This is a genomic window from Paenibacillus wenxiniae (assembly GCF_039822605.1).
In the GTDB taxonomy this organism is placed as follows: domain Bacteria; phylum Bacillota; class Bacilli; order Paenibacillales; family Paenibacillaceae; genus Saccharibacillus; species Saccharibacillus wenxiniae.
Genome location: NZ_JBCGUH010000001.1, coordinates 235201 through 259917, shown reverse-complemented (window position 1 = coordinate 259917; position 24717 = coordinate 235201). Strand labels below are relative to the sequence as shown.

Genomic DNA, 24717 nt, shown 5'->3' with positions numbered 1-24717 from the left:
ATACTTTATAAAAATTTTAACGACTGTTATTGTGCCGATTCACTTATTTTTATGCATATCTTCAGCATTTCTTTAGATTTGTAGCTACTGAATATTTATTTTTATTACTTATGATGATCATACAGAAGCAAATAATCCTTCCCATTAAACAGAACGGAGGATGAAGATGATCAATACTGTCATTGTACATTTGGTTGAAAATTACGGTTATATGGCATTTTTCCTTGCTTTTACATTAGGGCCGTTTGGCGTTCCTGTACCGAATGAAGTGACGATTATGACAGGTGCTGTATTGAGTAGCACTGGCATGCTGAATCCGTATATGACCTATATGTGTATGCTGCTAGGTTTAGTCACCGCCATTACGATTTCGTATATAGCAGGTAAATGTTTCGGTCAATATCTTCATGCTCGTTTACAGCAGAAGCCCTATGTCCATAAGGCAGAAAAGCTGTTTGAACGTCTGGGCAATAAAGCGCTATGTATCGGTTTTTTCATCCCGGTCCTTCGCTATGTTCTCCCTTTATTTGCCGGGATACACGGTATGACATATCGCATGTTTGTCATACTCGCTTACAGCAGTGCGCTGCTTTGGACGGGACTTTTTTTCATCATCGGTCATTATGCTGGTGCATTTTTATTTTAATCGTATAGAGCAATGGAGGAAAACAGAATGAGTATGAGAGAAGGCTTTATGTTTTTACATCGTTTTTTGGGTCATCCAAAAAGGGTGGGCAGTGCGATACCGAGTTCACGCTTTTTAGCTGAACAAATGGTCAAGCCCATTTCGTGGGATCATGTGCAGTCAATCGCTGAACTCGGTTCAGGAACTGGAGCGATTACACGCTTTCTTCAAGCACATGCTGGGGATAACGTCGATATTATATTATTTGAAATGGACAAACAAATGAGAGAATATATAAGAAAACAATATCCACAATTTTCCTGCTACGCTAACGCTCGTCATTTATATGAGAAAATGCAGGAGCAGGGAATTGAAGCGTTAGACTGTGTAGTAAGCGGATTGCCCTTTTTTAATTTTGGCGCATCTACACGAAGGGCGCTGCTGGATCAGGTTGTTCAGGCGCTCAAGCCGGGCGGACTATTTATCACCTACCAGTATTCCTTACAAATGAAAAAGATGCTTGCCGATACATTTGTTATCGAAGATATCCGATTTGTTCCAATCAATATGCCGCCTGCATTCGTATATATTTGCCGTAAGAAGAATGAACAACCCTAATTGCAGCTATACAGACGGATTGAACTGCATGTGTAGCCTACGTTAAGTTAACGAATTTGTGTGAACGCAGAATAATGTATAGTGATTTTGATCGGTTTGTATAACGTCCATTCCATACATGACAGCTATGCCGATACGTATTTTATCAACTTACAGAAAGAGTGAATATTACTCATGCCTACAATCCTCGTTGTCGACGATGATGCTGAAATTAGAGACGTTATTCATATGTATTTGCGTAATGAGGGATATACCGTAATCGAAGCACAAGATGGGATCGAAGCGGTTGACAAAACGTCAAGTACAGCGATTGACTTGGTCATTCTCGATGTGATGATGCCTAGAATGGATGGCATTCGCGCCTGTATGAAAATTAGAGATATTTCTAATGTACCGATCATTATGCTATCAGCTAAAGAAGAGGATATCGATAAAATTACAGGGTTAACGACAGGCGCTGATGATTATATCGGCAAGCCTTTCAATCCGCTGGAGCTACTTGCACGTGTCAAAGCGCAATTACGCAGACAATCATTGCTCGGTACAGACACATCTTCTGTTCTGATCGAAGTAAGAGAGCTAGTTATAGATAAGCAAAAGCATATCGTTACCGTGCACAAGATGCCTGTAGCGCTCACACCGCGGGAGTTTTCCATTTTAGAGCTGCTTGCCAGTCACCCTGGACAGGTATTTAGTCCAGCGCAAATTTATGAACGGATATGGAATGAAGCGGCTGGCTATTCGGACAATACAGTTATGGTGCATATTCGTAATTTGCGTGAGAAGATCGAGCGTTCTCCTAAGGAACCACAGTATATTAAAACGGTTTGGGGTGTTGGCTATAAAGTGGAATAAACTGCGCTGGCCTATGAAAATCAGACGGAGTATTCAATTAAGGTTGTTGCTCAGTTGCATAGTAAGCTTTATCGTCGCTTATGTTACTACTTTCTTATATTTTTATATTTCATATCTGCTTAGCAAATTTATACCCGAAATGAAAACCATAGTTCCCTTTCTGGGGCTTATTATCATCGTGATGTTCACCTGCGTTTTTGTAGTTACATTTTATATGATGAACAGGCGTATCGTAGATCATCTGATTGATCTGGAAAAGGGATTAGCGCTCATCGCGCAGGGTGATATGGATTATCGAATACAGATCGATCGTGAAGATGAACTTGGACGTGTAGCAAGTAGTATCAATAGTATGGCAGAGCAGCTTAAGCAAAAGATTACACAGGAACGCGAAATGGAAAATAGCAAAATGGAGCTTATTAATGGTATTTCCCATGATTTGCGTACACCGCTCACAAGCATTATCGGTTATATTGAATTGCTGCAAAACCGTTCTTTCCGTGATGAAGACGAATATCAACGCTTTGTGCAAAATGCACATAGCAAAGCTAAGCATTTAAAAAAGATGCTGGAGGATTTGTTCGAATATACCCGCCTGGCCTGGAAGGAAACGCAGCTACATCGGCAATCCGTCGATATGACTCAGATGGTAAATCAGCTTTATTTTGAGTTTGAACCGATTGCGAGTGAAATGGGCATTACCGTAGTCAAACATATCGTTCATACGCCGCTCTACGCAAGCGTAGATAGTGAAAAGATCGCACGCGCCATCGATAATTTACTCAGCAATGCACTCCGATATTCCCTTACTCCAGGTACGATACAGCTCGTTATGAAGCATACCGAGGAACGGGTACGTATCGAAATTGTTAACGAAGGCATACCGCTTACGCAAGAGCAGGAAAAAAGACTGTTTGAACGCTTTTATAAAGTAGATCAATCTCGTCATGATCACCGACTGCAATCCGGTACAGGACTCGGACTATCTATCGCGAGAAGTATTGTCGAACTGCATGGCGGCGAGTTGAATTTCACTCCTCTGGGCAAATGGTTCACCTTTACAATTGAACTGCCGTATGACTAATGGAATCAAACGAACGATAACATAAACCAAACAGCGATACACAAAAGGAACAGTGGATAAGACTGTTCCTTTTTAGCTTGCCTTTACGATCCATTCATCAAATCCTACAACAACGCGGCGATATACAGTGGTAAACTGGAGTATAGTAAACACAATTCACAATGTAGCGATAGGAAGGGATGGATTAGCAATATGTTGGGTAGTGAACATCAATTACCACAACCGATAGTAAAAGTGATGACTTTTAATTTGCGTACGTATACCGCTTATGATGCAGGTAATGAATGGTCTCAGCGTGCACCGTGGGCAGCGCAAACGATCATCGATCAGGCACCAGCTATCGTTGGTGTGCAAGAAGCGTATCGATTAATGTTAGATGATCTACAGTCACAGCTTCCAGACTATGCGTGGATCGGTGAAGGACGACGCGGCGGTAGTGAGGATGAACATTGTGCTATCTTTTATCGTCCAGAGAAATTAGAACTGTTAGAGCAAGGGCAATTCTGGTTATCTGAAACGCCAGAGATTGCAGGATCACTCGGCTGGGATAGCGATTATCCGCGAATTTGCACATGGGGATGGTTTCGGCATCGGGTGAGTGATGTGGTCATCCGTGTGTACAATGTGCATTTTGATCATATGGGCGAGCAGGCGCGGATGGAAGGGGCGAAGCTTGTGGTAGCAATGATGAAGCAGCATGCGGCTACTGAACCGAATAGTGCAGGCATATTAATGGGTGATATGAATGGTACGCCATCTGAGCCGCCATTGCTATATTTGAATGGACAATTACCAGATCAAGGAGAACTGCCTGGATTGCAAAATGTATACGATAAACTGGAAGGTGAGTATGGACGCACATTCCATGACTTCGAAGGCGGAGTGGACGGCGAACCGATTGATTATATTTTGGTAGAGTCGATGTGGCAGGTACGAAGTGCAGCGATTGATCGGTGTCATTTTAACGGAAAGTATCCGTCAGATCATTATCCTGTCATTGCAGAGCTAGAGCTTCGTCCAGATGGAGACGCACAGGAGCAGTAGAGAAGATGAATGGCAAACAACGAATAAATAACGGACAATTAGCGAGCAATATACTGTGATCACCTATTTGCTATACTACGCTCTTTTATACATTGCTGGGATATAATGAATGGCATGTTATCATTGGCTGGATAGCGGGTTCAACTTAGTTATAGTATCTATTCACGAATAGCAACATCAAATAACATTGTACACAGGAGGGATAACGATGTCCGACAAAGCGGATCGTCTAAAAAAAGCACGTGTACCCCAGCAACCACAGCTAGCAAAAGAGCTACAGCATCGCCTGCCGCCAGGACAAACGCTAACTGATAGCTTTCCTATTTTACATTATGGTGAAGTGCCTGAGTATGACCTGTCTTCATGGAATTTGCGCGTATTTGGTGAAGTGGAGGAAGAACGCCTGTTTACGATGGAGCAGCTACAATCTTTGCCCGTAACAAACACCGTAAGCGATATTCACTGTGTAACACGCTGGTCCAAATTCGATACAGCATGGGAAGGTGTGCGTTTTGCCGATCTGATGCAGCAGATTAAGGTTAAGCCAGAAGCACAATATGTGATGCTGCATGCTGATCCTGACTATGAAACCAATCTGCCACTGGAAGCTTTGCTGGCAGACGATGTATTGCTCGCCTGGAATTATGAGGGCAAGCCACTTACGACCAAGCATGGATGGCCATTACGGATGGTAGTACCGCAGCTATATTTCTGGAAAAGTGCCAAATGGCTGCGTGGCATTGAATTTATGAACACCGATCGTCGCGGCTTCTGGGAGGATCATGGCTTTCATAATATTGCCGATCCCTTTAAGGAGCAACGTTTCTCGTCAGATGAGTATGAGATGCCAGAAGATGAATGGAAGTATTGCGAGGCGGATTAAAGCTGACATGGGGCGAGCTGTGCGAATCGTAGGATGGAAAAGATAGCTTTAAATTTAACTATTGCTCGCTGTATGAACATGCTAATGTATGTATATTATTTAATAAGTGTTTTCTGTAACCAGCAGGCGCTATCAAACGTATAGGAACAGAGTGATCCATTTTTTGGATAATCTATCGTTGATGGGGAGGCTGGTTAGCATGGAAATCCTACTGGCTATCGTATTCATAGCCGCGGTCTTTGTGCCGCAAGCATGGTATTATATCGCTATCGGCAAAAGGATTAGTGAAGAAGAACGCAAAGCTGGACGCGATTTGAGCGAAGAAATCAATCCGTTTACGGGTAGCAGATGAAGTTATGTCATTCTATGAACACCAACTATCAAACAAACATGCCCGCGAATCGACAGCTATCTCCGTAGAGAATCCAGCTATCTTACGCGGGCATGTTTAGTTTAAATAAACAATAGGTTACGTATCCGCTTATAGGATCTACATACAAACGGTTTGTTAATTACAGGCTTTCTACAGCTTTCGCAATTTTTGCATCCAGCATGCCTTTTTCGGTGCTACCTTTGTTCAGTGCAGGCTCAAACCAGTAAATAACGAGTACATTGCCTTTTGTATATTCGGTTTTACGGAAAGGAACACCGTTCACTTGCTTTTCCAGATCTTTCAGACCGGCTTGCAAATCTTCTTTTGATTTGAATACATAGATCGATACTGGTTCTGCTTCTTTAGGATCAGTTCCAGTGACATAACGATCCGGCTTCACATTGTTCAATGTCCAGCCTTCTTCTGGTTTTGAAGTCAGCTTGATCCCTTGCTTTTTGATTGCAGCAGCAACATCTTTTGTTGTCAGATCACTGTTTGCTGTTGCGGAAGCGCTAGTATCTTTGTCTGTAGACGATGTTGTACCTTCAGTGCTGCCAGTTGACTCCGTTGTGCCTGTTGTGGATTCAGCGCCGCCTGTAGCCGAATTTTCCGGCGTTGTCATGTCCGTACTTTCGCTACTTTGTTCACTCGTCGTTGCTGTTCCAGAGTTAGTTGGTGTGGTGTTGCTGCTGTTCGAGCAGCCGGTTGCTACGACTACAGTGAGTGCAAGCAGCAGTGTCGTAATTTTTAATTTTGTCATGATTGACCTCCTGTGAATAACGTATGCATTTGCTGAAAATGGATGCAAGCCTTGATGTGGCTTACAACATCATAACATACATAAACGGCAGAGCAAATTTTGACACAATGCTTACATTAATGAAACCAGAATAAGACAACGATGCAACTTATAATTAGCGCATTCATCGTTATTCGAGCGGGGACAAGTACTATAGCCAGGAACAAGCCAACAATAGAAAAAGTGCCGCGATCATACTGCGATCAGGGCACTTTTTTATAAAAGATGTTGCAAAGAAGATGTATGATGCCAGCATGATGCTTGTTCAGGTCTGCTTTAGGAGAAGCAGACTATACCATACATAATACATGCACTGTCGATTGTCTGCTTACAGCACGTTCAGTTCAACCGCGATGTTGCCGCGAGTTGCACGGGAATATGGACATACATCATGAGCTGCTTTTACAAGTTGTTCTGCTGTTTCGCGTTCTACACCTTTCACGAGTACATCAAGTGTAACGGCCAGAGCAAAACCACCGTCTTCTGCTTTACCGAAGCTTACTGTACCTGTTACTTCAGTACCTTCGTGTTTTACTTTTTGCATGCGCGCCACCAGATTCAATGCGCTATCAAAACAAGCAGAGTAGCCCGCTGCAAACAGTTGCTCTGGATTAGTACCAGCGCCGCCAGCACCACCCATTTCTTTTGGAGTAGCGATATCAAGGCGAAGTTCTGGACTGGAGGATTCGATATAACCACTACGTCCACCAACCGCTTTTACAGAAGTTTCGTACATTTTTTGTTGAATATTCAGCATAATGAAGAACCACCTTTTTATAAATTAAATTTCACAAAATATAATTTATCACAATTAATATAAAAAGTAAAATTGTTATGATTATATTAATGTCAAACAATTGATTGTATGATACAATATCCACTAAGCATCATGTATTCTCATCCGTTCATATATTAGAAAACGGAACCTCTCGTAATTCATCCATTCATTGGTGCTGAAAGGGAGGAGGAGACCGTGCATGTCTTCTGCCTGATATTGTTGATCGATCCGATCAGGTGAGGAAGATATGCTGTTATACCTGCATGATGTTCTCGCTTTCCAAGCTACATGCATGCTCATTTTTGCATGATTTTCAATACATCTTGTACTCACAAATTTATTGTAAAAGCAGGTGATCACATTTATGGATACTTCACAGGAATATCCTCATCCACAATTAAAGCTGGAAAATCAGCTTTGTTTTGCCATCTATGCATCTTCGCGTGAAATGACCAAAATGTACCAGCCATTGCTGGAACAACTTGGACTCACATATTCGCAGTATCTCGTTATGCTGGTGCTCTGGGAGCATCGTGAATGTACAGTTAAAGAACTGGGTAATGCGCTCTATCTGGACTCCGGTACACTGACGCCATTGTTGAAGCGTCTGGAAGCTGCTGGTCTGATTATCCGTAAGCGTTCAACCGAGGATGAGCGTAAAGTGCATATTACACTCACTGAAGCGGGCTGGAAATTGCAGGAGCAGGCTGTATCGATTCCCGACGATCTTCGCACAAAGACTTGCATGGATCTGGACAAGCTTGATGAGCTACTGCTTGAATTCCGCCATTTGCTCAAAACCGTGCACGAAGTGAACGTGAGCAGCAGCGGCAAGTAATTGGCTTTGGTAATTTAACGTAATTGAATCATATCGAACCCTGCGCAGGGTCCATTCATTATGATCCCCATCGGCATTTAACGCGGATGGGGATTTATTTTTTTACTTTGTTAACGTATACATGGTATATTAGCTGTAGGCCTACTGCCCTGTAAGCGCAATGGTCAGAAGGAGAAACGGCAGAGTAAATTGTCCAATTATAGGGACAACAGACTGCTGTTTAATTTTGGCTATGGCGTGGATTAAAATGGTAAAATTTTTAAGGAAAGCGTTTTAAAAACATGGTACAATAGCAAAGGTTGTTGATTTGCCGGGCAATATTGCCGGAATGCATTCATGCCGATAGGAGGATTTACCAGATGAATATCCATGAATATCAGGGAAAACAATTGCTTAAACAGTATGGTGTGGCAGTACCGGAAGGAAAGGTTGCGTTTACAGTTGAAGAAGCTGTAGCAGCGGCTGAATCGCTCGGAAGCGCTGTATGTGTTGTTAAAGCACAGATTCACGCAGGTGGCCGCGGTAAAGCAGGCGGCGTTAAAGTAGCCAAAAGCATTGAAGAAGTGCGCACCTATGCACAGGAATTGCTTGGCAAGGTGCTTGTCACGCATCAGACTGGCCCTGAAGGCAAGGAAATCAAGCGTCTGCTCATCGAACAGGGCTGTGATATTCAAAAAGAATATTACATAGGCGTAGTTATCGACCGTGCCACTGGCCGCGTCGTTATGATGGCTTCGGAAGAAGGCGGTACAGAGATCGAGGAAGTGGCGGAGAAAACGCCGGAAAAAATCTTCCGCGAAGCAATCGATCCTGCTGTAGGCTTGCAGCCGTTCCAGGCGCGTAAGCTGGCGTATGCCATCAATATCCCAACTAAGCTGGTGAACAAAGCAGCTCAATTTATGGTGTCCCTGTACAATGCATTTGTAGACAAAGACTGCTCGATTGCAGAGATCAATCCGCTTGTTGTAACAGGCGACGGTCAAGTTATGGCACTCGATGCGAAGCTGAATTTTGACTCCAACGCATTGTTCCGTCATCCAGAAATTTTGGAACTGCGTGACCTTGCAGAAGAAAATGAAAAAGAAATCGAAGCTTCCAAATTTGACCTTAGCTATATCGCACTTGATGGCAACATCGGTTGTATGGTTAACGGTGCAGGTCTGGCGATGGCAACGATGGATATTATTAAATACTACGGCGGCGAACCGGCCAACTTCCTTGACGTAGGGGGCGGTGCGACGACGGAGAAGGTTACCGAAGCGTTCAAAATCATTCTGTCCGATGAGAACGTAAAAGGAATCTTTATCAATATATTCGGTGGCATCATGCGCTGTGATGTTATCGCTAACGGTGTAGTGGAAGCGGCGAAACAGGTAGGTTTGAGCCGTCCGCTGGTTGTACGTTTGGAAGGTACGAACGTTGATCTCGGCAAACAAATTCTGGCTGAATCCGGCTTGAATATCGTTGCTGCTGACTCCATGGCTGACGGTGCACAGAAGATCGTTGCACTCGTATAACATCCGAACCCAATTTAAGTGATAGGAGCTGTGACTGGACAATGAGTATTCTGGTAGATAAGCATACAAAAGTTATCACTCAGGGCATTACCGGTGCTACGGGACTGTTCCACACCAAGGGCGCGCTTGATTACGGCACCCAGATGGTAGGCGGCGTAACACCAGGCAAAGGCGGTACAACCGTTGATATCACACTGGAAAACGGCGAGAATGTAAGCCTGCCAGTATTTAATACGGTAATCGAAGCGAAGCAGAAAACAGGTGCAACAGCGAGCGTAATTTACGTTCCACCTGCATTTGCTGCTGATTCTATTCTGGAAGCAGTTGACGCAGAACTCGATCTCGTCATCTGTATTACAGAAGGCATTCCAGTACTGGATATGGTCAAAGTATCCCGTTACATGGAAGGCAAAAAAACCGTCCTGATCGGACCGAACTGCCCGGGTGTGATCACACCAGGCGAATGTAAAATCGGTATTATGCCAGGCTACATCCACAAACCAGGTTATGTTGGCGTTGTATCCCGTAGTGGTACACTGACATACGAAGCAGTTCACCAGCTGTCCACTCGTGGAATTGGTCAATCGTCTGCGGTTGGTATCGGTGGAGACCCGGTTAAAGGCTCCGAGTTTATCGACATTTTGAAAATGTTCAATGAAGATCCAAACACCCGTGCCGTGATCATGATCGGTGAAATCGGTGGTACAGCTGAGGAAGAAGCAGCGGAATGGATTCAAGCGAACATGACCAAGCCGGTTGTTGGTTTTATCGGTGGAGCTACAGCGCCTCCAGGCAAACGTATGGGTCACGCTGGTGCAATCATTTCCGGTGGTAAAGGTACAGCAGCAGAGAAAATCGCTAAGCTGGAATCTTGCGGTATTAAAGTCGCTCCAACACCGTCTGAAATGGGCTCCACGCTCGTTGAAGTATTGGAAGAGCGCGGTCTGCTAAGCGAGTGCACAACACACTAATCATGTGATTGCATGCAAGCACAGCGTATAATTGTATAAATATACAGAAGGTCTATCTCGAATCGGGATGGACTTTCTGTGTTGTCTTCCTCTATAATAGATGAAGTAGCCTATACGGAATTCATAAGCATATATACAAGGTAAGCAACCTTTGACGCCATCCGGCAGATCAGGTTGCTTTTTTTGCGTTTAGCGCTCGATTTGGAAGGATGTCTATCGATTGGGCATAGTAAACGCTTGCAATATACTACAACTTACGATTAAATGGAGTAGGTGCTCTTGCCTCACTCCTATTTGGAGGAAATGGAATATGATGGATGAACGCGATGTGTTGATTGGCTTGCATGAAGCATCAGGTATTGGCTGGAAAAGGATGTATGCTATACTACAACAGCATGTAGACCTGCGCGAACTGCCGACCTGGAATGCCGGACGCTGGCGTAGCTTGGGCATGCCTGAAAAAGTAGCACAAACACTGCCATATGAATTAAGCGAAACGGTCATCAGACAAAAACTATCCCGATATACAAGTCTGGGCATTGAGATCATTACAATAATGGACGATACATACCCATTATTAATGAAGGAAATTGTTCAGCCACCCTGGGTATTATACTTGCGTGGACGTCATCAGCTCCTGCATTCTTTCTGTATAGGCATGGTGGGCACACGTGTTCCAACAGCTTATGGGCGACGTGTTGCAGAGTTGCTTGTACAGGGATTAACAGATCGGGGAATAACGATCGTGAGCGGACTTGCGCGTGGAATCGATAGTGCCTGTCATGAAGCTACACTACAAGCGAATGGGCAAACGATTGCTGTGCTTGGGACTGGAGTCGATGTGATTTATCCACTGGAAAATCGTTTGCTTTACGAACGTATTTGCGACTGTGGATTAATCCTATCGGAATATCCGCTCGGAACGCGTCCTTCTCCCGGTACATTTCCGCAACGAAATCGAATTATTGCTGGTTTGTCGCATGGCTCGATTGTCGTTGAAGCAGATGAACGCAGTGGTTCATTGATTACTACGGACTTTGCAATGGAAAGTAATCGGGACGTATTTGCAGTACCAGGACCGATCACATCCCCGAAAAGTAAAGGGACATTATCATTGCTCAAACAAGGAGCAATTATGGTCACATGTGTGGATGATATTATGAATGAATATGATTCAAGATTACAGGATTTGTGTGATAAGACATACGTAAAGCAGGAAGATAATGGAATAGTTAAAGGCGCAAATCACTCACCTTCTGATGACCTTGCAAATATTTCTCATTTGACAGAACAGGAAAAGACGATATACCTTATATTGGAGCAGGGCGATGCAACTGTCGACGAAATTCAAGCCAAATCGAATTTTGATTTTGGACTTTTGCATACGGTTCTGTTATCTTTAATCATAAAAAAACAGATCAGTCAGCGCTCTGGCGCTATGTATAGCTTAATATAATTCAAATTACAGATAGAATAACAGAAAGGGGGACAAACCTGTGGCAGATTCACTCGTTATTGTGGAATCACCGGCAAAAGCGAAAACGATCGGCAAGTATCTTGGCAGCAAATTTATTGTCAAAGCATCTATGGGCCATGTCCGCGATTTGCCAAAAAGCCAGATTGGAGTCGATATTGAGAACGACTTTGATCCTAAATACATTACCATCCGTGGTAAAGGTTCTGTTCTAAAAGAATTAAAAGATGCACGAAAAAAAGTGAAAAAAGTTTATCTCGCGGCTGACCCGGATCGTGAAGGCGAAGCGATTGCCTGGCATTTAGCGCATGCGCTCGATGTAAATGAAGGCGAAGCATGCCGTGTTGTATTTAATGAGATTACGAAGCAAGCCGTCAAAGATGCGTTCAAAACACCGCGTCAAATTAATATGGATCTGGTCAATGCACAGCAGGCACGTCGCATACTTGATCGCCTTGTAGGTTACAAAATCAGCCCCCTATTATGGAAGAAAGTCAAAAAAGGCCTGTCTGCCGGACGTGTACAATCGGTAGCCGTCAAAATTATTATCGATCGTGAAAATGAGATTTCAGAGTTCACACCAGAAGAATACTGGAGCATTACTGCCAGACTCACTATCAACGACACAACCTTTGAAGCGAAATTCCATCAGCTAAACGGTGAGAAAAAAGAGCTGCACAGTGAGCAAGATGTAAATGAAATACTGGCCGCGATTGCGGATGCAACGTTTGAAGTCAATGAAATCAAGGAGCGCGAACGACTGCGTCATCCGGCAGCTCCATTTACCACATCGTCGCTGCAACAGGAAGCCGCTCGTAAGCTGAACTTCCGTGCAGCCAAAACGATGTCTGTCGCACAGCAATTATATGAAGGTATTGATCTGGGCAAAGAAGGCACCGTCGGTCTGATCACCTATATGCGTACCGACTCGACTCGGATCGCCGCTTCGGCACAGGAAGAAATTCGTGAGTATATTACCGGTAAATACGGGAACGATTATATTCCCGAAGAGCCGCGTCAATATACAAAAAAGAACGCTAACGCACAGGATGCACACGAAGCGATTCGTCCAACTTCTGCCAGCCGCGAGCCTGAATCGGTGAAAGAATATATGAGCCGCGATCAGTTCCGTCTGTACAAGCTAGTATGGGAGCGTTTTGCTGCCAGTCAGATGGCTTCGGCTGTACTGGATACGATGTCTGTAGATATTGGAGCTGGACCAACCACATTCCGTGCCGTCGGTTCCAAAGTTCGTTTCCAGGGCTTTATGAAAGTGTATGTGGAAGGCAACGATGATGGCAAAGAAGAAGGCGAGAAGTTCCTGCCACCGATGGCGAAGGGCGACAAACCGACAGCTGAACAGATCGAGCCGAAGCAGCATTTTACACAACCACCACCACGTTATACAGAGGCACGTCTCGTGAAAACGTTGGAAGAACTCGGTATTGGTCGTCCAAGTACGTATGCGCCAACACTGGAAACGATCCAGAAGCGTGGTTATGTAGCGATCGAAGAGAAGAAATTTATGCCTACCGAGCTGGGCGAACTTGTTATTCAGCAAATGGAGGAGTTTTTCCCTGAGATTCTGAATGTAGAGTTCACTGCCAATATGGAGCAGGATCTTGACCATGTAGGAGAAGGTCAGGAAGACTGGGTACACGTACTGAACGAGTTCTACGAATCATTCGAGAAACGGCTTGAGTTTGCGGAAGAAGAGATGAAGGAAATCGAGATCGAAGACGAAGTGTCGGATGAAATCTGTGATAAATGCGGACGTCATCTGGTGTATAAGCTGGGACGCTTCGGTAAATTCCTCGCATGCTCCGGTTTCCCAGATTGCCGTAATACGAAACCGATCATTAAAGATATCGGTGTAAAATGCCCAACCTGTCATGAGGGCGATGTAGTAGAGCGTCGCAGTAAAAAAGGTCGTGTATTTTATGGCTGTAATCGTTATCCAGAATGTGACTTTGTATCATGGGATCGTCCATCGCCGAAACCTTGTCCGGTATGTAACTCGATGATGGTCGAAAAGCGTAATAAACAAGGTGTGAAGTTACAATGTACAAGCTGTGATCACACCGAAATGGTGGAGGAAAATGAAGAAGCGTTAGAGCTGGATTAGAATTTCCATATCATTTCACGTATACTATAAATACGACAAACATAGCACAACGACTGACTTGTATTCAGAGCATCTTCTGGATACAAGTCGTGCTGTTTTTCACTCATTATTCACTCATTATTAAAGGTAAGATATTCAGGGGGTTTTTCATCGTGTCAGAGATTCAAAAGGTAACCGTTATTGGAGCAGGTCTTGCAGGTAGCGAAGCCGCATGGCAGATCGCTAGTCAGGGAGTACCTGTGCAGCTATATGAAATGCGTCCGGTTGTGAAAACGCCGGCACACCATACGAACCAATTTGCCGAGCTTGTATGCAGTAACTCGCTGCGTTCCAACACACTCGCCAATGCAGTAGGCGTAATGAAGGAAGAAATGCGGATGCTGAACTCGCTCGTACTGGGAGCTGCTGATCGCCATGCCGTTCCAGCGGGGGGAGCACTTGCTGTTGACCGTGACGGTTTCTCCGGTGAGATCACGTCCACATTGCACAATCATCCACTGGTCACTGTATTAAATGAAGAAGTGCAGGAGCTGCCAAAGGACGGTATCGTTGTCATCGCTACAGGTCCATTAACGTCACCAGCACTATCCAAGCAAATTCAGGAACTACTCGGGGAAGAGTATTTCTATTTTTATGATGCAGCAGCACCGATCATCGAAAAAGATTCGATCGATATGAGCAAAGTATATCTCGCTTCCCGTTATGATAAAGGGGAAGCCGCTTACTTAAACTGTCCGATGAACGAAGAAGAATTCAATGCTTTTTATGATGCATTAGTTGGAGCAGAGACCGCTCAGTTGAAGGAATTTGAAAAAGAAATTTATTTTGAAGGCTGTATGCCGATCGAAATTATGATGAAGCGCGGGAAACAAACCGCACTGTTTGGCCCGATGAAGCCAGTTGGTCTGGTCAATCCACATACTGGTGAGCTTCCGTTTGCTGTCGTGCAATTGCGTCAGGATAATGCTGCGGGTACATTGTACAATATGGTTGGCTTCCAAACTCACCTGAAATGGGGCGAGCAGCGCCGCGTATTCTCAATGATTCCAGGTTTGGAAAACGCAGAGTTTGTACGTTTCGGTGTGATGCATCGAAATACGTTTATTAATTCACCGCGATTGCTGGAACCTACGTATCAGTTGAAAAACAATTCGAATGTTTTTTTCGCAGGTCAGATGACAGGTGTAGAAGGGTATGTAGAGTCTGCGGCATCTGGTTTGATTGCAGGTTTGAATGCAGCGCGTCTGGCAAAAGGCGAACCATTGCTTGTATTGCCACAGGCGAGTACGCTTGGCAGTATGGCACACTACATTACACAGGCTGATCCCGATCACTTCCAACCGATGAATGCGAACTTCGGTCTGTTGCCCAAACCAGAAAAGAAAATCCGCAATAAAAAGGAAAAGAATGAAATGCTCGCACAGCAAGCGCTGGATAGCATTCGCACATTTTTCGAGTTGCCCGAAGTAGAGCCGGTTGGATCTGCTCCAACAGCTGAATAAGAATTGGCGATACGGGTAAGCATAGAGTAGTGTGATGGAGGATGGAGCAAATCGTAGGAGAAGCAGATGCAGTGGAAACGATTCGATGAGTCTATCTACTGCTCATCATCCTGATGGTTTATATGAAGCCTCACCTCCTACACGACGATAATACTATTTTAATAGAAGATAAAATTTCGGTTTTGATTAATCAGGGATGAAAACTTTGTTAAATCACTCCATTCCTTTACATGGATTTAATAATGGAACCAATTGCCCTGTCATCCGTAATGCTCAGAGACGACGAACAGGAGGGAATTTAGATGGAGCTTTCATTTCACGCAACAACAATCTGTGCTGTACGCCACAATGGCAAAGCCGCAATTGCTGGTGACGGTCAGGTAACCTTCGGGCAAAATGTAATTATGAAGCAACACGCCAAAAAAATCCGTCGTCTGTATCGTGGTCAGGTACTGGCTGGATTTGCCGGTTCGGTTGCTGATGCGATCACGCTGTTCGAGAAATTTGAAGCGAAGCTGGAAGAGCATCATGGTAACTTACAGCGTGCTGCTGTGGAGCTTGCTAAAGAATGGCGTTCGGATCGTGTACTTCGTAAGCTTGAAGCATTGCTGATTGTTATGGATAAAACCGGAATGTTACTCATCTCCGGTGGCGGCGAAATTATCGAACCTGATGATGATGTGATTGCAATCGGTTCAGGTGGTAATTTTGCATTATCTGCTGCTCGTGCGCTTAAGCGTCACGGTAAAGATCTGGAGGCGCGTGATATCGTGCAGTCCTCTTTACAGATCGCCGCAGAGATTTGTGTGTATACAAACGATAACATCATCGTAGAAGAATTGTGAGCCTGGCCGGTGCGGTCCGTACTCTATTTGCTAGGGCGGGATCACACCGGTTTTTGTTTCTGAATTTAGGATGGAGGGACATAGGATGAATAAAGATGCCCACGCATTAACACCAAGAGAGATTGTAGCAGAATTGGACAAATATATTATTGGTCAAAAGAAAGCTAAAAAGTCAGTCGCCGTGGCACTTCGTAATCGCTACCGTCGAAGTCTGCTTCAGGAGGATATTCAGGACGAGATCATTCCGAAAAATATGTTGATGATCGGACCTACCGGTGTTGGTAAAACAGAGATCGCTCGCCGTCTGGCAAAGCTGGTTCATGCGCCTTTTGTAAAAGTAGAGGCAACCAAGTTTACCGAAGTCGGTTATGTTGGTCGTGATGTAGAATCGATGGTACGTGATCTGGTAGAGACAGCGATTCGTGTCGTCAAAGCAGAGCGTACTGAAAAGGTAAAGGATAAAGCGGAAGAAGCAGCCAATGAGCAAATTGTGAATATTTTGGTTCCATCTGGCTTTAAGGCGAAAAATCAGCGCAATCCATTTGAGATGCTGTTTGGCGGTGGCATGAACAACCAGAACTCTAATGAAGAGCCTGCTTCAGATCACCATGAGGAGCAATCGATTCATGAGAAGCGCCGGCAAGTTCGCTTTGAGCTTTTGTCCGGTAAACTTGAAGAAGAGATTATCGAAGTTGAGGTGGAAGATTCAACACCTAACATGATGGATATGTTCATGGGACAGGGCAATGACCAGATGGGCATGAATATGCAGGAGATGCTGGGCAATCTGCTGCCAAAGCGGATGAAAAAGCGCAAGCTTCCAATCAAGGAAGCACGTAAAGTGCTCACCCAGCAAGAAGCGAACAAATTGCTCGATATGGACGATGTGAATCAAGAATCGTTACGTCGTGCAGAACAGAGCGGAATTATTTTTATTGATGAGATTGATAAAGTGGCCGGTTCCGGTCGTAGCAACTCAGGCCCAGACGTATCGCGTGAAGGTGTACAGCGTGATATTTTGCCTATCGTTGAAGGTTCTACTGTGATGACCAAGTATGGTCCGGTGAAAACCGACTATATTTTGTTCATTGCAGCCGGTGCGTTCCATACATCCAAGCCATCAGATCTGATTCCAGAGCTACAGGGACGTTTCCCAATTCGGGTAGAGCTGGAAAGCTTAACGATGGAGGACTTTATTAGCATTTTAAAAGAACCGAAAAATGCGCTCACTCATCAATACGCCTATTTATTACGTGCAGAAAATATCGAGCTGGAGTTTTCGGATGAAGCGATTCGAGAGATTGCTAGCATTGCAGCATCAGTGAATCAGAATACAGAGAATATCGGTGCGCGTCGCCTGCATACGATTATGGAGAAGCTGCTGGAAGATATTTCGTTTGAAGCGCCTGAGCTTACACTGGATACATTTGTGATCACACCGCAATATGTGCAGGAGAAGCTGAAAGACATTGCGCAGGATCGTGATCTTAGCCAGTATATTTTATAAAAGCGGCAATTCCTTGTTTATAGAAGAGTAGGAATAGGCTACAAAAGAATAGGTATGATTTTAGGAAAAAGGTGGGGTGTCTGATTCGTCAGTTCCCCGCCTTTTTCCTATGTTTTCGTAAGTATGAAAAAGGTATGATGAAGATAAGAAATTGATCTATAATAAGAACTACGGGTATCCGATATAAAATTGGGTCTGATCTTTTGGAAACAATACAATTTGATATAGATTTTTTAACAAACTTAGGTTATGATAATGGCGTTTGCGTAAATATGCAAGTCGACATCCATAATGATCTAATACCTCGATCTTGTTTAAAAAAGTCGATAATTTGGAATAAATTAGTAAAATGAGTGACAAATTTATTTTAACTTCCTCTGCAATAAGTAATCCGAACTAGGATTTAGGACGTAAAACAATATATTTACATCGAAAATAAGATGATTTTAAAGCCATCTGCACCAAAACGACTATTTAAATTGCTTACTTATTTCCAATTTTTCCATCCTCTTAATTACTCATAACTGTAAAATAAAAGAAAATCACCTACTTAATTGATAACAATATTTGCTTTTAATGTCATATTATTTATAATAATTGGAAAATATTATATTAAACAAGACAAAAAATGATTTTTTTTGTCAAAAGATAGTCCTTTATTCTCATTGTCTTACGACCAATTCTCTAGGAAACTTATGGTATCCGTTTTTTAGGAAAAACGACGCAGAATGAGTTAAAACAACAAAATTCCGCAATGTTTGTCGAATGATCAGATGAAAAGTAAAAAATGGAAGTTACATTCCATGTTTTAATATATTGATTTGAAAGGAGTGGCGTAAGTGAATTTGCTTAATGATGTGGGTTTTCGTCGATTAGAAGGCGCAATAAGCGCAGCGAATTTAAGACAACAGGTCATTACAAACAATATCGCCAATGCAGACACCCCCTACTTCAAACGTTCTCAGGTCTCATTTGAAAACGTACTTCAGTCCCAGATGGATCAGAGCGACAGCTCATTTAGCGGCATCACCACCAACCCACGTCATTTCCAAATTGGAAGTGCGCCAGGTAGCGTGCCACAACCTACAGTTGTGACAGAAGAAGGTACGGTAATGAACAACAACCTTAACAATGTCGACATTGACGTAGAAATGTCTGATCTTGCAGAGAACCAGCTTCGTTACAATACGTATATCGAACAGATTAACCATCAGATCAAAATGATGCGTACCGCAATTCAAGGAGGGGGAGCGTAACCGATGAGAATCAGTAACAGTTTTGATATTAGTTCTTCTGCACTTACTGCGCAGCGTCTGCGTATGGATGTCGTTTCCTCCAACATTGCGAATGCTGAAACAACGAGAGCAAGCGTTCAAAACGGCGAGGCTGTTCCATATCGTCGCAAAGAGGTTATTCTTTCTACTAATAAGCCTTCATTCGCAGACTCACTCGACAATGCAATGAACGGATCTAATAATTCAGGCCTGAACGGCGTCAAGGCTGTCGGAATCCAGGAAGATAAGGAACCATTCAAACTGGTTTACAATCCAACTCACCCGGATGCTGACAAAAATGGCTATGTAAAAATGCCAAACGTCGATACTTTAAAAGAAATGGTGGACATGATATCGGCTTCGCGTTCATATGAAGCTAACGTAACTGCACTGAATGCCACGAAAGCAATGCTAATGAAAGCAATGCAGATTGGTAAATAATGAATAAATAATTGGTAGGAGGGGTAATTAATGATTGAAAATACAATGTTTAACAGTGCTGTCTCTTCGCCGTTTCAGATGAATACTGCAATGTCTCCAAGTAAATCGACTCCAGGAGAAGCAATGGATCAATTCGGTTCTTACTTGGCTGACGCTTTGGAGCAGGTTAATTCTCAGGAGCAGAACGTACACAAACTGAATGATCAGTTCCTGATCGGTAAAGCAGACGTAGACCAGGTTATGGTCGCAGGTGAGAAATCGATGCTAAGTCTGCAACTGACTGCCCAAATTCGAAATAAAGCAATTGAAGCTTATCAGGAAATTATGAGAACACAAATGTAAGTGGACTGAGATGATGTTTCATAGCAAAGTTTCGAGTGGGGTGGCATTGTGAATGAAAGAATTCTCCAGTACAGAGACAAACTCGTGCAATACTGGAAAAATTTTAACAAGAATCAAAAAATTTTACTGATTTCAACACTGGCATTTATCATTATTGCTATCGTTGTGTTGACCATCCAGTTCACAAAGACCGAATATGAGGTGGCATTCCAAAATCTGGATGCGACCGATTCTGCGGCAGTTATGCAATATTTGGATGGACAAAAGATCTCTTACCAGTTAAGTCAGGACGGAACGACGATTTCGGTTCCAAAAGAAAGTGCAGCTAGAGCGAAAGTGGCTGTAGGCTCTCAGGGGCTTATCCAGAACGGAACGATCGGTTTTAGCGAATTTAATACCAGCTCGTCGGCAATCGGAATGACGGATAATGAATTTAACATAAAGTATAGAAATGCACTGAACGGCGAAGTTTCACAATTGCTTCGTAATATGAATGGTGTACAAAATGCTAAGGTTCTTATTAACCTGCCGCAGGAAAGCCTGTTTGCAACCGATCAGAATCAAGATACAGCCAGTGCATCCGTTGTGATGCAGTTTAAGCCAGGCTTCCGTGCTTCACAGGAAGCGGTTGATGGATACTTCAATCTCGTGCATACTGCCGTACCTCGCCTGCCTATCGATAACATCACGATTACGGATGGAACAGACGGGAGCGAGCTTGTAGCTACAGTGAAAGGCGGCGGTTCAGGCAATCTGATCGGCGCTGTGCAAGACAATATGGCATTACAGAAAAAGTATGAATCCGATGTTGAAAACAATGTAAGACAATTTTTGTCTCGCTTGCTTGGTCCGGATAAAGTGAATGTGCTTGTAACGTCCACACTGAACTTTGATCAGCGTACAACGAAGGAAGATCGCGTTGAACCGGTTGATACGGAAAATATGCAAGGCATTGCAATTAGTGCCCAGAAAATTCAAGAGTCCTATACAGGCACATCAAGTCCTGATAGCGGCACAGCAGGCACAGGTTCTACAGATACACCGACTTATCCTGGAGGCTCCTCCAGTGGCAATACATCATCTGAGAAATCGCAAAGCACCATTAATTATGAAGTAAACCGGATTCATAATGAAATTGCGGCAAGTCCTTATCATGTACAGGATTTGAGTATTAACGTTCTGATTGATCCGAATACGGCTCTTTCTACTGATCAGCAAACTGCGCTGAATACTCAAATTCAAACTATGCTTCAAAACCTTGTTAGAACATCACTTGCTGAGAATGGTATTGACTACACAAACAATGCAACTGCTATTCAAGGTAAAGTTTCCGTTATCTCTCAACCATTTGCTAGTAATGATAGCAGCAATGGCGGGTTCCTTGCCTCCAACTGGCAGTGGATCGCAGGCGTAGCAGCCGCACTCGTTATCGGTATTATCGCGCTGGTCGTATACCGCCGTCGCAAACAGCAAGCCGAAGAAATGGAAGAAGATATTATGCTTCCGCCTGTTACAGAATTACCTTCAATTAGTTTGGAAAACTTGACCAATGACAGTCAGGTACGTAAACAGCTTGAATCGCTGGCGAAAAAGAAACCAGACGAATTTGTTAACCTGCTGCGTACATGGCTTGCTGATGAATAAGAGGTGAATAGGTTTGGCAAAGGGAGCTGTACTGAACGGACGTCAAAAAGCGGCCATCTTGCTCATTTCACTCGGCCCTGAAGTATCTGCACAGATCTTTAAGCATTTGCGCGATGAAGAAATCGAGCAGCTTACTTTGGAAATCGCCAACGTGCGTAAAGTAGATAGCTCTGATAAAGACTCCGTCGTTTCCGAGTTTCATCAGATTTGTCTGGCACAGGAATACATTTCTCAAGGCGGTATTAACTACGCTAAAGAAATTTTGGAAAAAGCGCTGGGCGAATCGAAAGCAATGGAAGTTATCAATCGTCTGACAGCCACATTACAGGTAAGACCATTTGACTTTGCACGCAAGGCTGACCCAAGTCAAATTTTGAACTTTATCCAGAATGAAAATCCACAAACGATCGCTCTCGTCCTGTCTTACTTACAGTTTGAACAGGCAGCGGTTATTTTATCCTCTTTGCCGCAGGAAAAACAGGCAGAGGTAGCACGTAGAGTTGCCGTAATGGACAGCACTTCACCAGAAATTATCGCTCAAGTGGAGCGGGTGCTGGAACAGAAGCTTTCTTCAACTGTGACGCAAGATTATACAAATGCTGGCGGTATCGAATCGATCGTTCAAATTTTGAACGGTGTCGACCGCGGTACCGAGCGTACCATTTTGGATTCCCTGGAAATTCAGGACCCGGAACTGGCAGAAGAAATCAAAAAGCGTATGTTCGTCTTCGAGGATATCGTCAATATCGACAATCGTTCGATTCAGCGTATTATCCGCGATGTGGAAAATGCCGATTTGCAACTTGCTCTCAAAGTGGCAAGCGAAGATGTACGGGAAGCGGTATTTACGAATATGTCCAAGCGTATGGCCGATACATTCAAGGAAGAAATGGAATTTATGGGACCTGTACGACTTAAAGATGTTGAAGAAGCTCAAAGCCGTATCGTAGGCATTATCCGCAGACTTGAAGAATCCGGAGAGATTATTATAGCCCGTGGCGGAGGAGATGATATTATTGTCTAATTTGATAAAATCATCCCAGTACATTCCGGTCGAAATTTTAAAAAAGCTGGATCTTGGCAAGGAATATTTTAAAGCGACCGATCTGGGAGCAACGTCCGAGCATATCCCGCATATGGTATACGATCAACCTAGAGTTGATGAACAAACGGTTTTCTTGAAAGAACAGATGCTTGCTGATGCGAAAGAGTTTGCGGAGCGGCAAGTGCGCGAGGCAGCTGAAGAAGCGGAGCGAATGCTGCAAAATGCCCAGGAAATGATTAGTACATGGTGGCAGGAGCGCCGTGATCAAGATGAGCATCTGGTGGAAGCCGTCAAGGCGGAAGCTTTTCAAGAAGGTTTTGAAGAAGGACGATTGCGTGCAGAGCAAGAGATGCAAGAGCGTATTCAGGAAATGATGGAAGAAGCACAAACGGTTCTGACACAAGCATATGAAGCGAAGGAGCAGATTATACAGGAGGCAGAGCCGTTTTTAGTTGATTTGAGCTGTGGGATCGCTGAAAAAGTGATCGATAAAGAGCTTGGTGAGCAGCCAGAACTGGTAATGACGCTCATTAAGAAAACGCTGCTACGTAAACGCGAGCAAGGTGTAATTACACTTTGCGTAAGTCCTTCACAATTTGATTTTATCCATGCAGCACGCGAAGAACTGGTACTGTCGATTGATTCACAGGCAGAGCTACAAATTTTGCCTGACGCTACCGTCCGTGATCGTGGCTGCGTAATTCGCTCTGCTTTTGGTAGTGTGGATGCACGAGTCGATACGCAGTTGGCTGAACTGAAAAAAGAGCTGCTACGTGTAGCACTTCACGATGAAGAGCGGGGGAATGGCAATGCAGGAACTTGATGCGAGCCGTTATCTGGATTATCTGAAGCAGCTTGATCCGGTACGGATAAATGGTAAAGTCACACAGGTTATCGGTTTGATGGTCGAGTCAGAAGGACCGGATGCGAGCATCGGAGACGTTTGTTACATTTATCCGACCAAAGGATTTGATCCATTGCGAGCTGAAGTTGTCGGCTTCCGTGATAATAAAGTATTGCTGATGCCACTTGGAGAGCTTCAATCGATCGGACCAGGTTGTGATGTTGTTGGAACAGGCAAACCACTCACTGTACAGGTTGGTTCGGAGTTGCTTGGAAAGGTGCTTGATGGGTTAGGACAGCCGCTGGATGGCTCGGTGCTTCCAGCTCGGATGAATCATTATTCCACCTTCAATTCACCGCCAAATCCAATGACCAGACCACGAGTTCAGGACCCAATGAGCGTAGGCGTACGAGCGATCGATGGGCTGCTCACGATTGGTAAAGGACAGCGTGTCGGTATCTTCGCCGGTTCCGGTGTTGGTAAAAGTACATTGATGGGCATGATTGCCCGCAACACCGAAGCCGATGTGAACGTGATTGCTCTCATTGGAGAGCGGGGACGCGAAGTACGAGATTTTATTGAACGAGATCTCGGTCCGGAAGGATTACAGCGTTCCGTTGTTATTGTAGCTACATCAGACCAGCCAGCGTTGATTCGCATTAAGGGCGCGCTCATTGCTACGACGATTGCAGAATATTTTCGCGATCGTGGCATGAATGTGATGTTCATGATGGACTCGGTAACCCGTTATGCGATGGCACAGCGTGAGGTAGGACTTGCGATTGGCGAACCACCAGCGATGAGAGGGTATACGCCTTCTGTATTTGCCGGATTGCCTAAGCTGCTTGAACGGGCAGGTACTGGACCAGCTGGTTCGATTACAGCCTTTTATACCGTACTCGTTGATGGTGACGATATGAATGAACCGATTGCCGATGCTGTACGGGGGATATTGGATGGTCATATTGTGCTGAATCGTTCCATTGCGAACAAAGGACAATTTCCAGCTATCGATGTACTGGCAAGCATTAGTCGGGTTATGAAGGACATTGTCGACGATGATCTCAACGATGCAGCTAACAATATGAAGCGCCTGATGTCCGTGTATAAGGAATCAGAGGATTTGATCAATATCGGTGCGTATCAGCAAGGATCTAGCCCTGATATTGATGAAGCCATTTCACGAATTAGGGATGTGTGGAACTTTACTAAACAAAAAGTAGATGAGAAGACAACGCTGCACGATGCGCAAGAGCAGATGATTTCCGAATTTGCGAGGAGCTGATAAA

At 44.1% G+C, this 24717-nt stretch carries 24 protein-coding genes; 22 read left to right on the top strand and 2 right to left on the bottom strand.

The window, feature by feature from the left end:
• The first annotated feature begins 166 nt into the window (after nucleotides 1-166).
• From AAHF22_RS01105 to AAHF22_RS01075, 7 genes are all read left to right on the top strand, one after another.
• Nucleotides 167-646 (top strand): DedA family protein, encoded by a 480-nt coding sequence (locus AAHF22_RS01105; RefSeq protein ID WP_347323125.1) that lies wholly within the window; start codon nucleotides 167-169, stop codon nucleotides 644-646.
• A gap of 27 nt (nucleotides 647-673) precedes the next feature.
• Nucleotides 674-1243, top strand: a complete 570-nt coding sequence (locus tag AAHF22_RS01100; protein ID WP_347323124.1) for a class I SAM-dependent methyltransferase — start codon at nucleotides 674-676, stop codon at nucleotides 1241-1243.
• A 174-nt stretch (nucleotides 1244-1417) separates the two neighbouring features.
• On the top strand, nucleotides 1418-2098 hold the full coding sequence (locus tag AAHF22_RS01095) for a response regulator transcription factor (protein ID WP_347323123.1): 681 nt from the start codon (nucleotides 1418-1420) through the stop codon (nucleotides 2096-2098).
• 214 nt (nucleotides 2099-2312) lie between these two features.
• Complete coding sequence (locus AAHF22_RS01090; RefSeq protein WP_347323122.1) at nucleotides 2313-3182, top strand: sensor histidine kinase; 870 nt, start codon at nucleotides 2313-2315, stop codon at nucleotides 3180-3182.
• Between the two features lie 192 nt (nucleotides 3183-3374).
• On the top strand, nucleotides 3375-4226 hold the full coding sequence (locus AAHF22_RS01085; protein ID WP_347323121.1) for an endonuclease/exonuclease/phosphatase family protein: 852 nt from the start codon (nucleotides 3375-3377) through the stop codon (nucleotides 4224-4226).
• A 208-nt stretch (nucleotides 4227-4434) separates the two neighbouring features.
• A complete protein-coding gene (locus tag AAHF22_RS01080) occupies nucleotides 4435-5109 on the top strand; it encodes a sulfite oxidase-like oxidoreductase (RefSeq protein WP_347323120.1) in 675 nt (224 codons plus the stop codon).
• 199 nt (nucleotides 5110-5308) lie between these two features.
• Nucleotides 5309-5461 (top strand): hypothetical protein, encoded by a 153-nt coding sequence (locus tag AAHF22_RS01075; RefSeq protein ID WP_347323119.1) that lies wholly within the window; start codon nucleotides 5309-5311, stop codon nucleotides 5459-5461.
• A gap of 160 nt (nucleotides 5462-5621) precedes the next feature.
• Here AAHF22_RS01075 and AAHF22_RS01070 read toward each other — a convergent pair whose 3' ends face one another.
• The gene (locus AAHF22_RS01070) at nucleotides 5622-6242 is read right to left on the bottom strand and encodes a hypothetical protein (RefSeq protein WP_347323118.1); all 621 of its coding nucleotides are present in this window, start codon (nucleotides 6240-6242) and stop codon (nucleotides 5622-5624) included.
• 367 nt (nucleotides 6243-6609) lie between these two features.
• Nucleotides 6610-7038, bottom strand: coding sequence for an organic hydroperoxide resistance protein (locus tag AAHF22_RS01065; RefSeq protein ID WP_347323117.1), 429 nt, complete (start codon nucleotides 7036-7038; stop codon nucleotides 6610-6612).
• A gap of 385 nt (nucleotides 7039-7423) precedes the next feature.
• Here AAHF22_RS01065 and AAHF22_RS01060 point away from each other — a divergent pair, with 385 nt between their 5' ends.
• The 15 genes from AAHF22_RS01060 (at nucleotide 7424) to fliI (ending at nucleotide 24713) form a co-directional block, all read left to right on the top strand.
• Entirely contained in the window at nucleotides 7424-7897 is a 474-nt protein-coding gene (locus AAHF22_RS01060; protein WP_347323116.1) for a MarR family winged helix-turn-helix transcriptional regulator, read from the top strand.
• A 359-nt stretch (nucleotides 7898-8256) separates the two neighbouring features.
• On the top strand, nucleotides 8257-9414 hold the full coding sequence (sucC, locus tag AAHF22_RS01055) for an ADP-forming succinate--CoA ligase subunit beta (protein WP_347323115.1): 1158 nt from the start codon (nucleotides 8257-8259) through the stop codon (nucleotides 9412-9414).
• Between the two features lie 41 nt (nucleotides 9415-9455).
• Nucleotides 9456-10385 carry a succinate--CoA ligase subunit alpha gene (sucD, locus tag AAHF22_RS01050; protein WP_347323114.1) on the top strand — a complete coding sequence of 310 codons (930 nt, stop codon included), beginning with the start codon at nucleotides 9456-9458 and terminating at the stop codon, nucleotides 10383-10385.
• A 313-nt stretch (nucleotides 10386-10698) separates the two neighbouring features.
• Nucleotides 10699-11841, top strand: a complete 1143-nt coding sequence (dprA, locus tag AAHF22_RS01045) for a DNA-processing protein DprA (protein WP_347323538.1) — start codon at nucleotides 10699-10701, stop codon at nucleotides 11839-11841.
• Between the two features lie 40 nt (nucleotides 11842-11881).
• A complete protein-coding gene (topA, locus tag AAHF22_RS01040) occupies nucleotides 11882-13984 on the top strand; it encodes a type I DNA topoisomerase (RefSeq protein ID WP_347323112.1) in 2103 nt (700 codons plus the stop codon).
• Nucleotides 13985-14136: 152 nt separating this feature from the next.
• Nucleotides 14137-15486 (top strand): FADH(2)-oxidizing methylenetetrahydrofolate--tRNA-(uracil(54)-C(5))-methyltransferase TrmFO, encoded by a 1350-nt coding sequence (gene trmFO, locus AAHF22_RS01035; protein ID WP_347323111.1) that lies wholly within the window; start codon nucleotides 14137-14139, stop codon nucleotides 15484-15486.
• A gap of 302 nt (nucleotides 15487-15788) precedes the next feature.
• Nucleotides 15789-16331, top strand: a complete 543-nt coding sequence (hslV, locus tag AAHF22_RS01030) for an ATP-dependent protease subunit HslV (RefSeq protein WP_347323110.1) — start codon at nucleotides 15789-15791, stop codon at nucleotides 16329-16331.
• 85 nt (nucleotides 16332-16416) lie between these two features.
• Nucleotides 16417-17838 carry an ATP-dependent protease ATPase subunit HslU gene (gene hslU / locus AAHF22_RS01025; RefSeq protein ID WP_347323108.1) on the top strand — a complete coding sequence of 474 codons (1422 nt, stop codon included), beginning with the start codon at nucleotides 16417-16419 and terminating at the stop codon, nucleotides 17836-17838.
• Nucleotides 17839-18677: 839 nt separating this feature from the next.
• Entirely contained in the window at nucleotides 18678-19094 is a 417-nt protein-coding gene (gene flgB, locus AAHF22_RS01020) for a flagellar basal body rod protein FlgB (protein WP_347323107.1), read from the top strand.
• A gap of 3 nt (nucleotides 19095-19097) precedes the next feature.
• The gene (flgC, locus tag AAHF22_RS01015) at nucleotides 19098-19553 is read left to right on the top strand and encodes a flagellar basal body rod protein FlgC (RefSeq protein ID WP_347323106.1); all 456 of its coding nucleotides are present in this window, start codon (nucleotides 19098-19100) and stop codon (nucleotides 19551-19553) included.
• 30 nt (nucleotides 19554-19583) lie between these two features.
• On the top strand, nucleotides 19584-19895 hold the full coding sequence (gene fliE, locus AAHF22_RS01010) for a flagellar hook-basal body complex protein FliE (RefSeq protein ID WP_347323105.1): 312 nt from the start codon (nucleotides 19584-19586) through the stop codon (nucleotides 19893-19895).
• Nucleotides 19896-19943: 48 nt separating this feature from the next.
• Nucleotides 19944-21539 carry a flagellar basal-body MS-ring/collar protein FliF gene (gene fliF, locus AAHF22_RS01005; protein WP_347323103.1) on the top strand — a complete coding sequence of 532 codons (1596 nt, stop codon included), beginning with the start codon at nucleotides 19944-19946 and terminating at the stop codon, nucleotides 21537-21539.
• 13 nt (nucleotides 21540-21552) lie between these two features.
• Nucleotides 21553-22563, top strand: coding sequence for a flagellar motor switch protein FliG (fliG, locus tag AAHF22_RS01000; protein ID WP_347323102.1), 1011 nt, complete (start codon nucleotides 21553-21555; stop codon nucleotides 22561-22563).
• Nucleotides 22556-23407, top strand: coding sequence for a FliH/SctL family protein (locus AAHF22_RS00995; RefSeq protein WP_347323101.1), 852 nt, complete (start codon nucleotides 22556-22558; stop codon nucleotides 23405-23407). Before fliG ends, AAHF22_RS00995 begins: the two co-directional genes overlap by 8 nt.
• Entirely contained in the window at nucleotides 23394-24713 is a 1320-nt protein-coding gene (gene fliI / locus AAHF22_RS00990; protein ID WP_347323100.1) for a flagellar protein export ATPase FliI, read from the top strand. The genes AAHF22_RS00995 and fliI overlap by 14 nt, the downstream gene beginning before the upstream one ends.
• The last annotated feature ends 4 nt before the right edge of the window (nucleotides 24714-24717 follow it).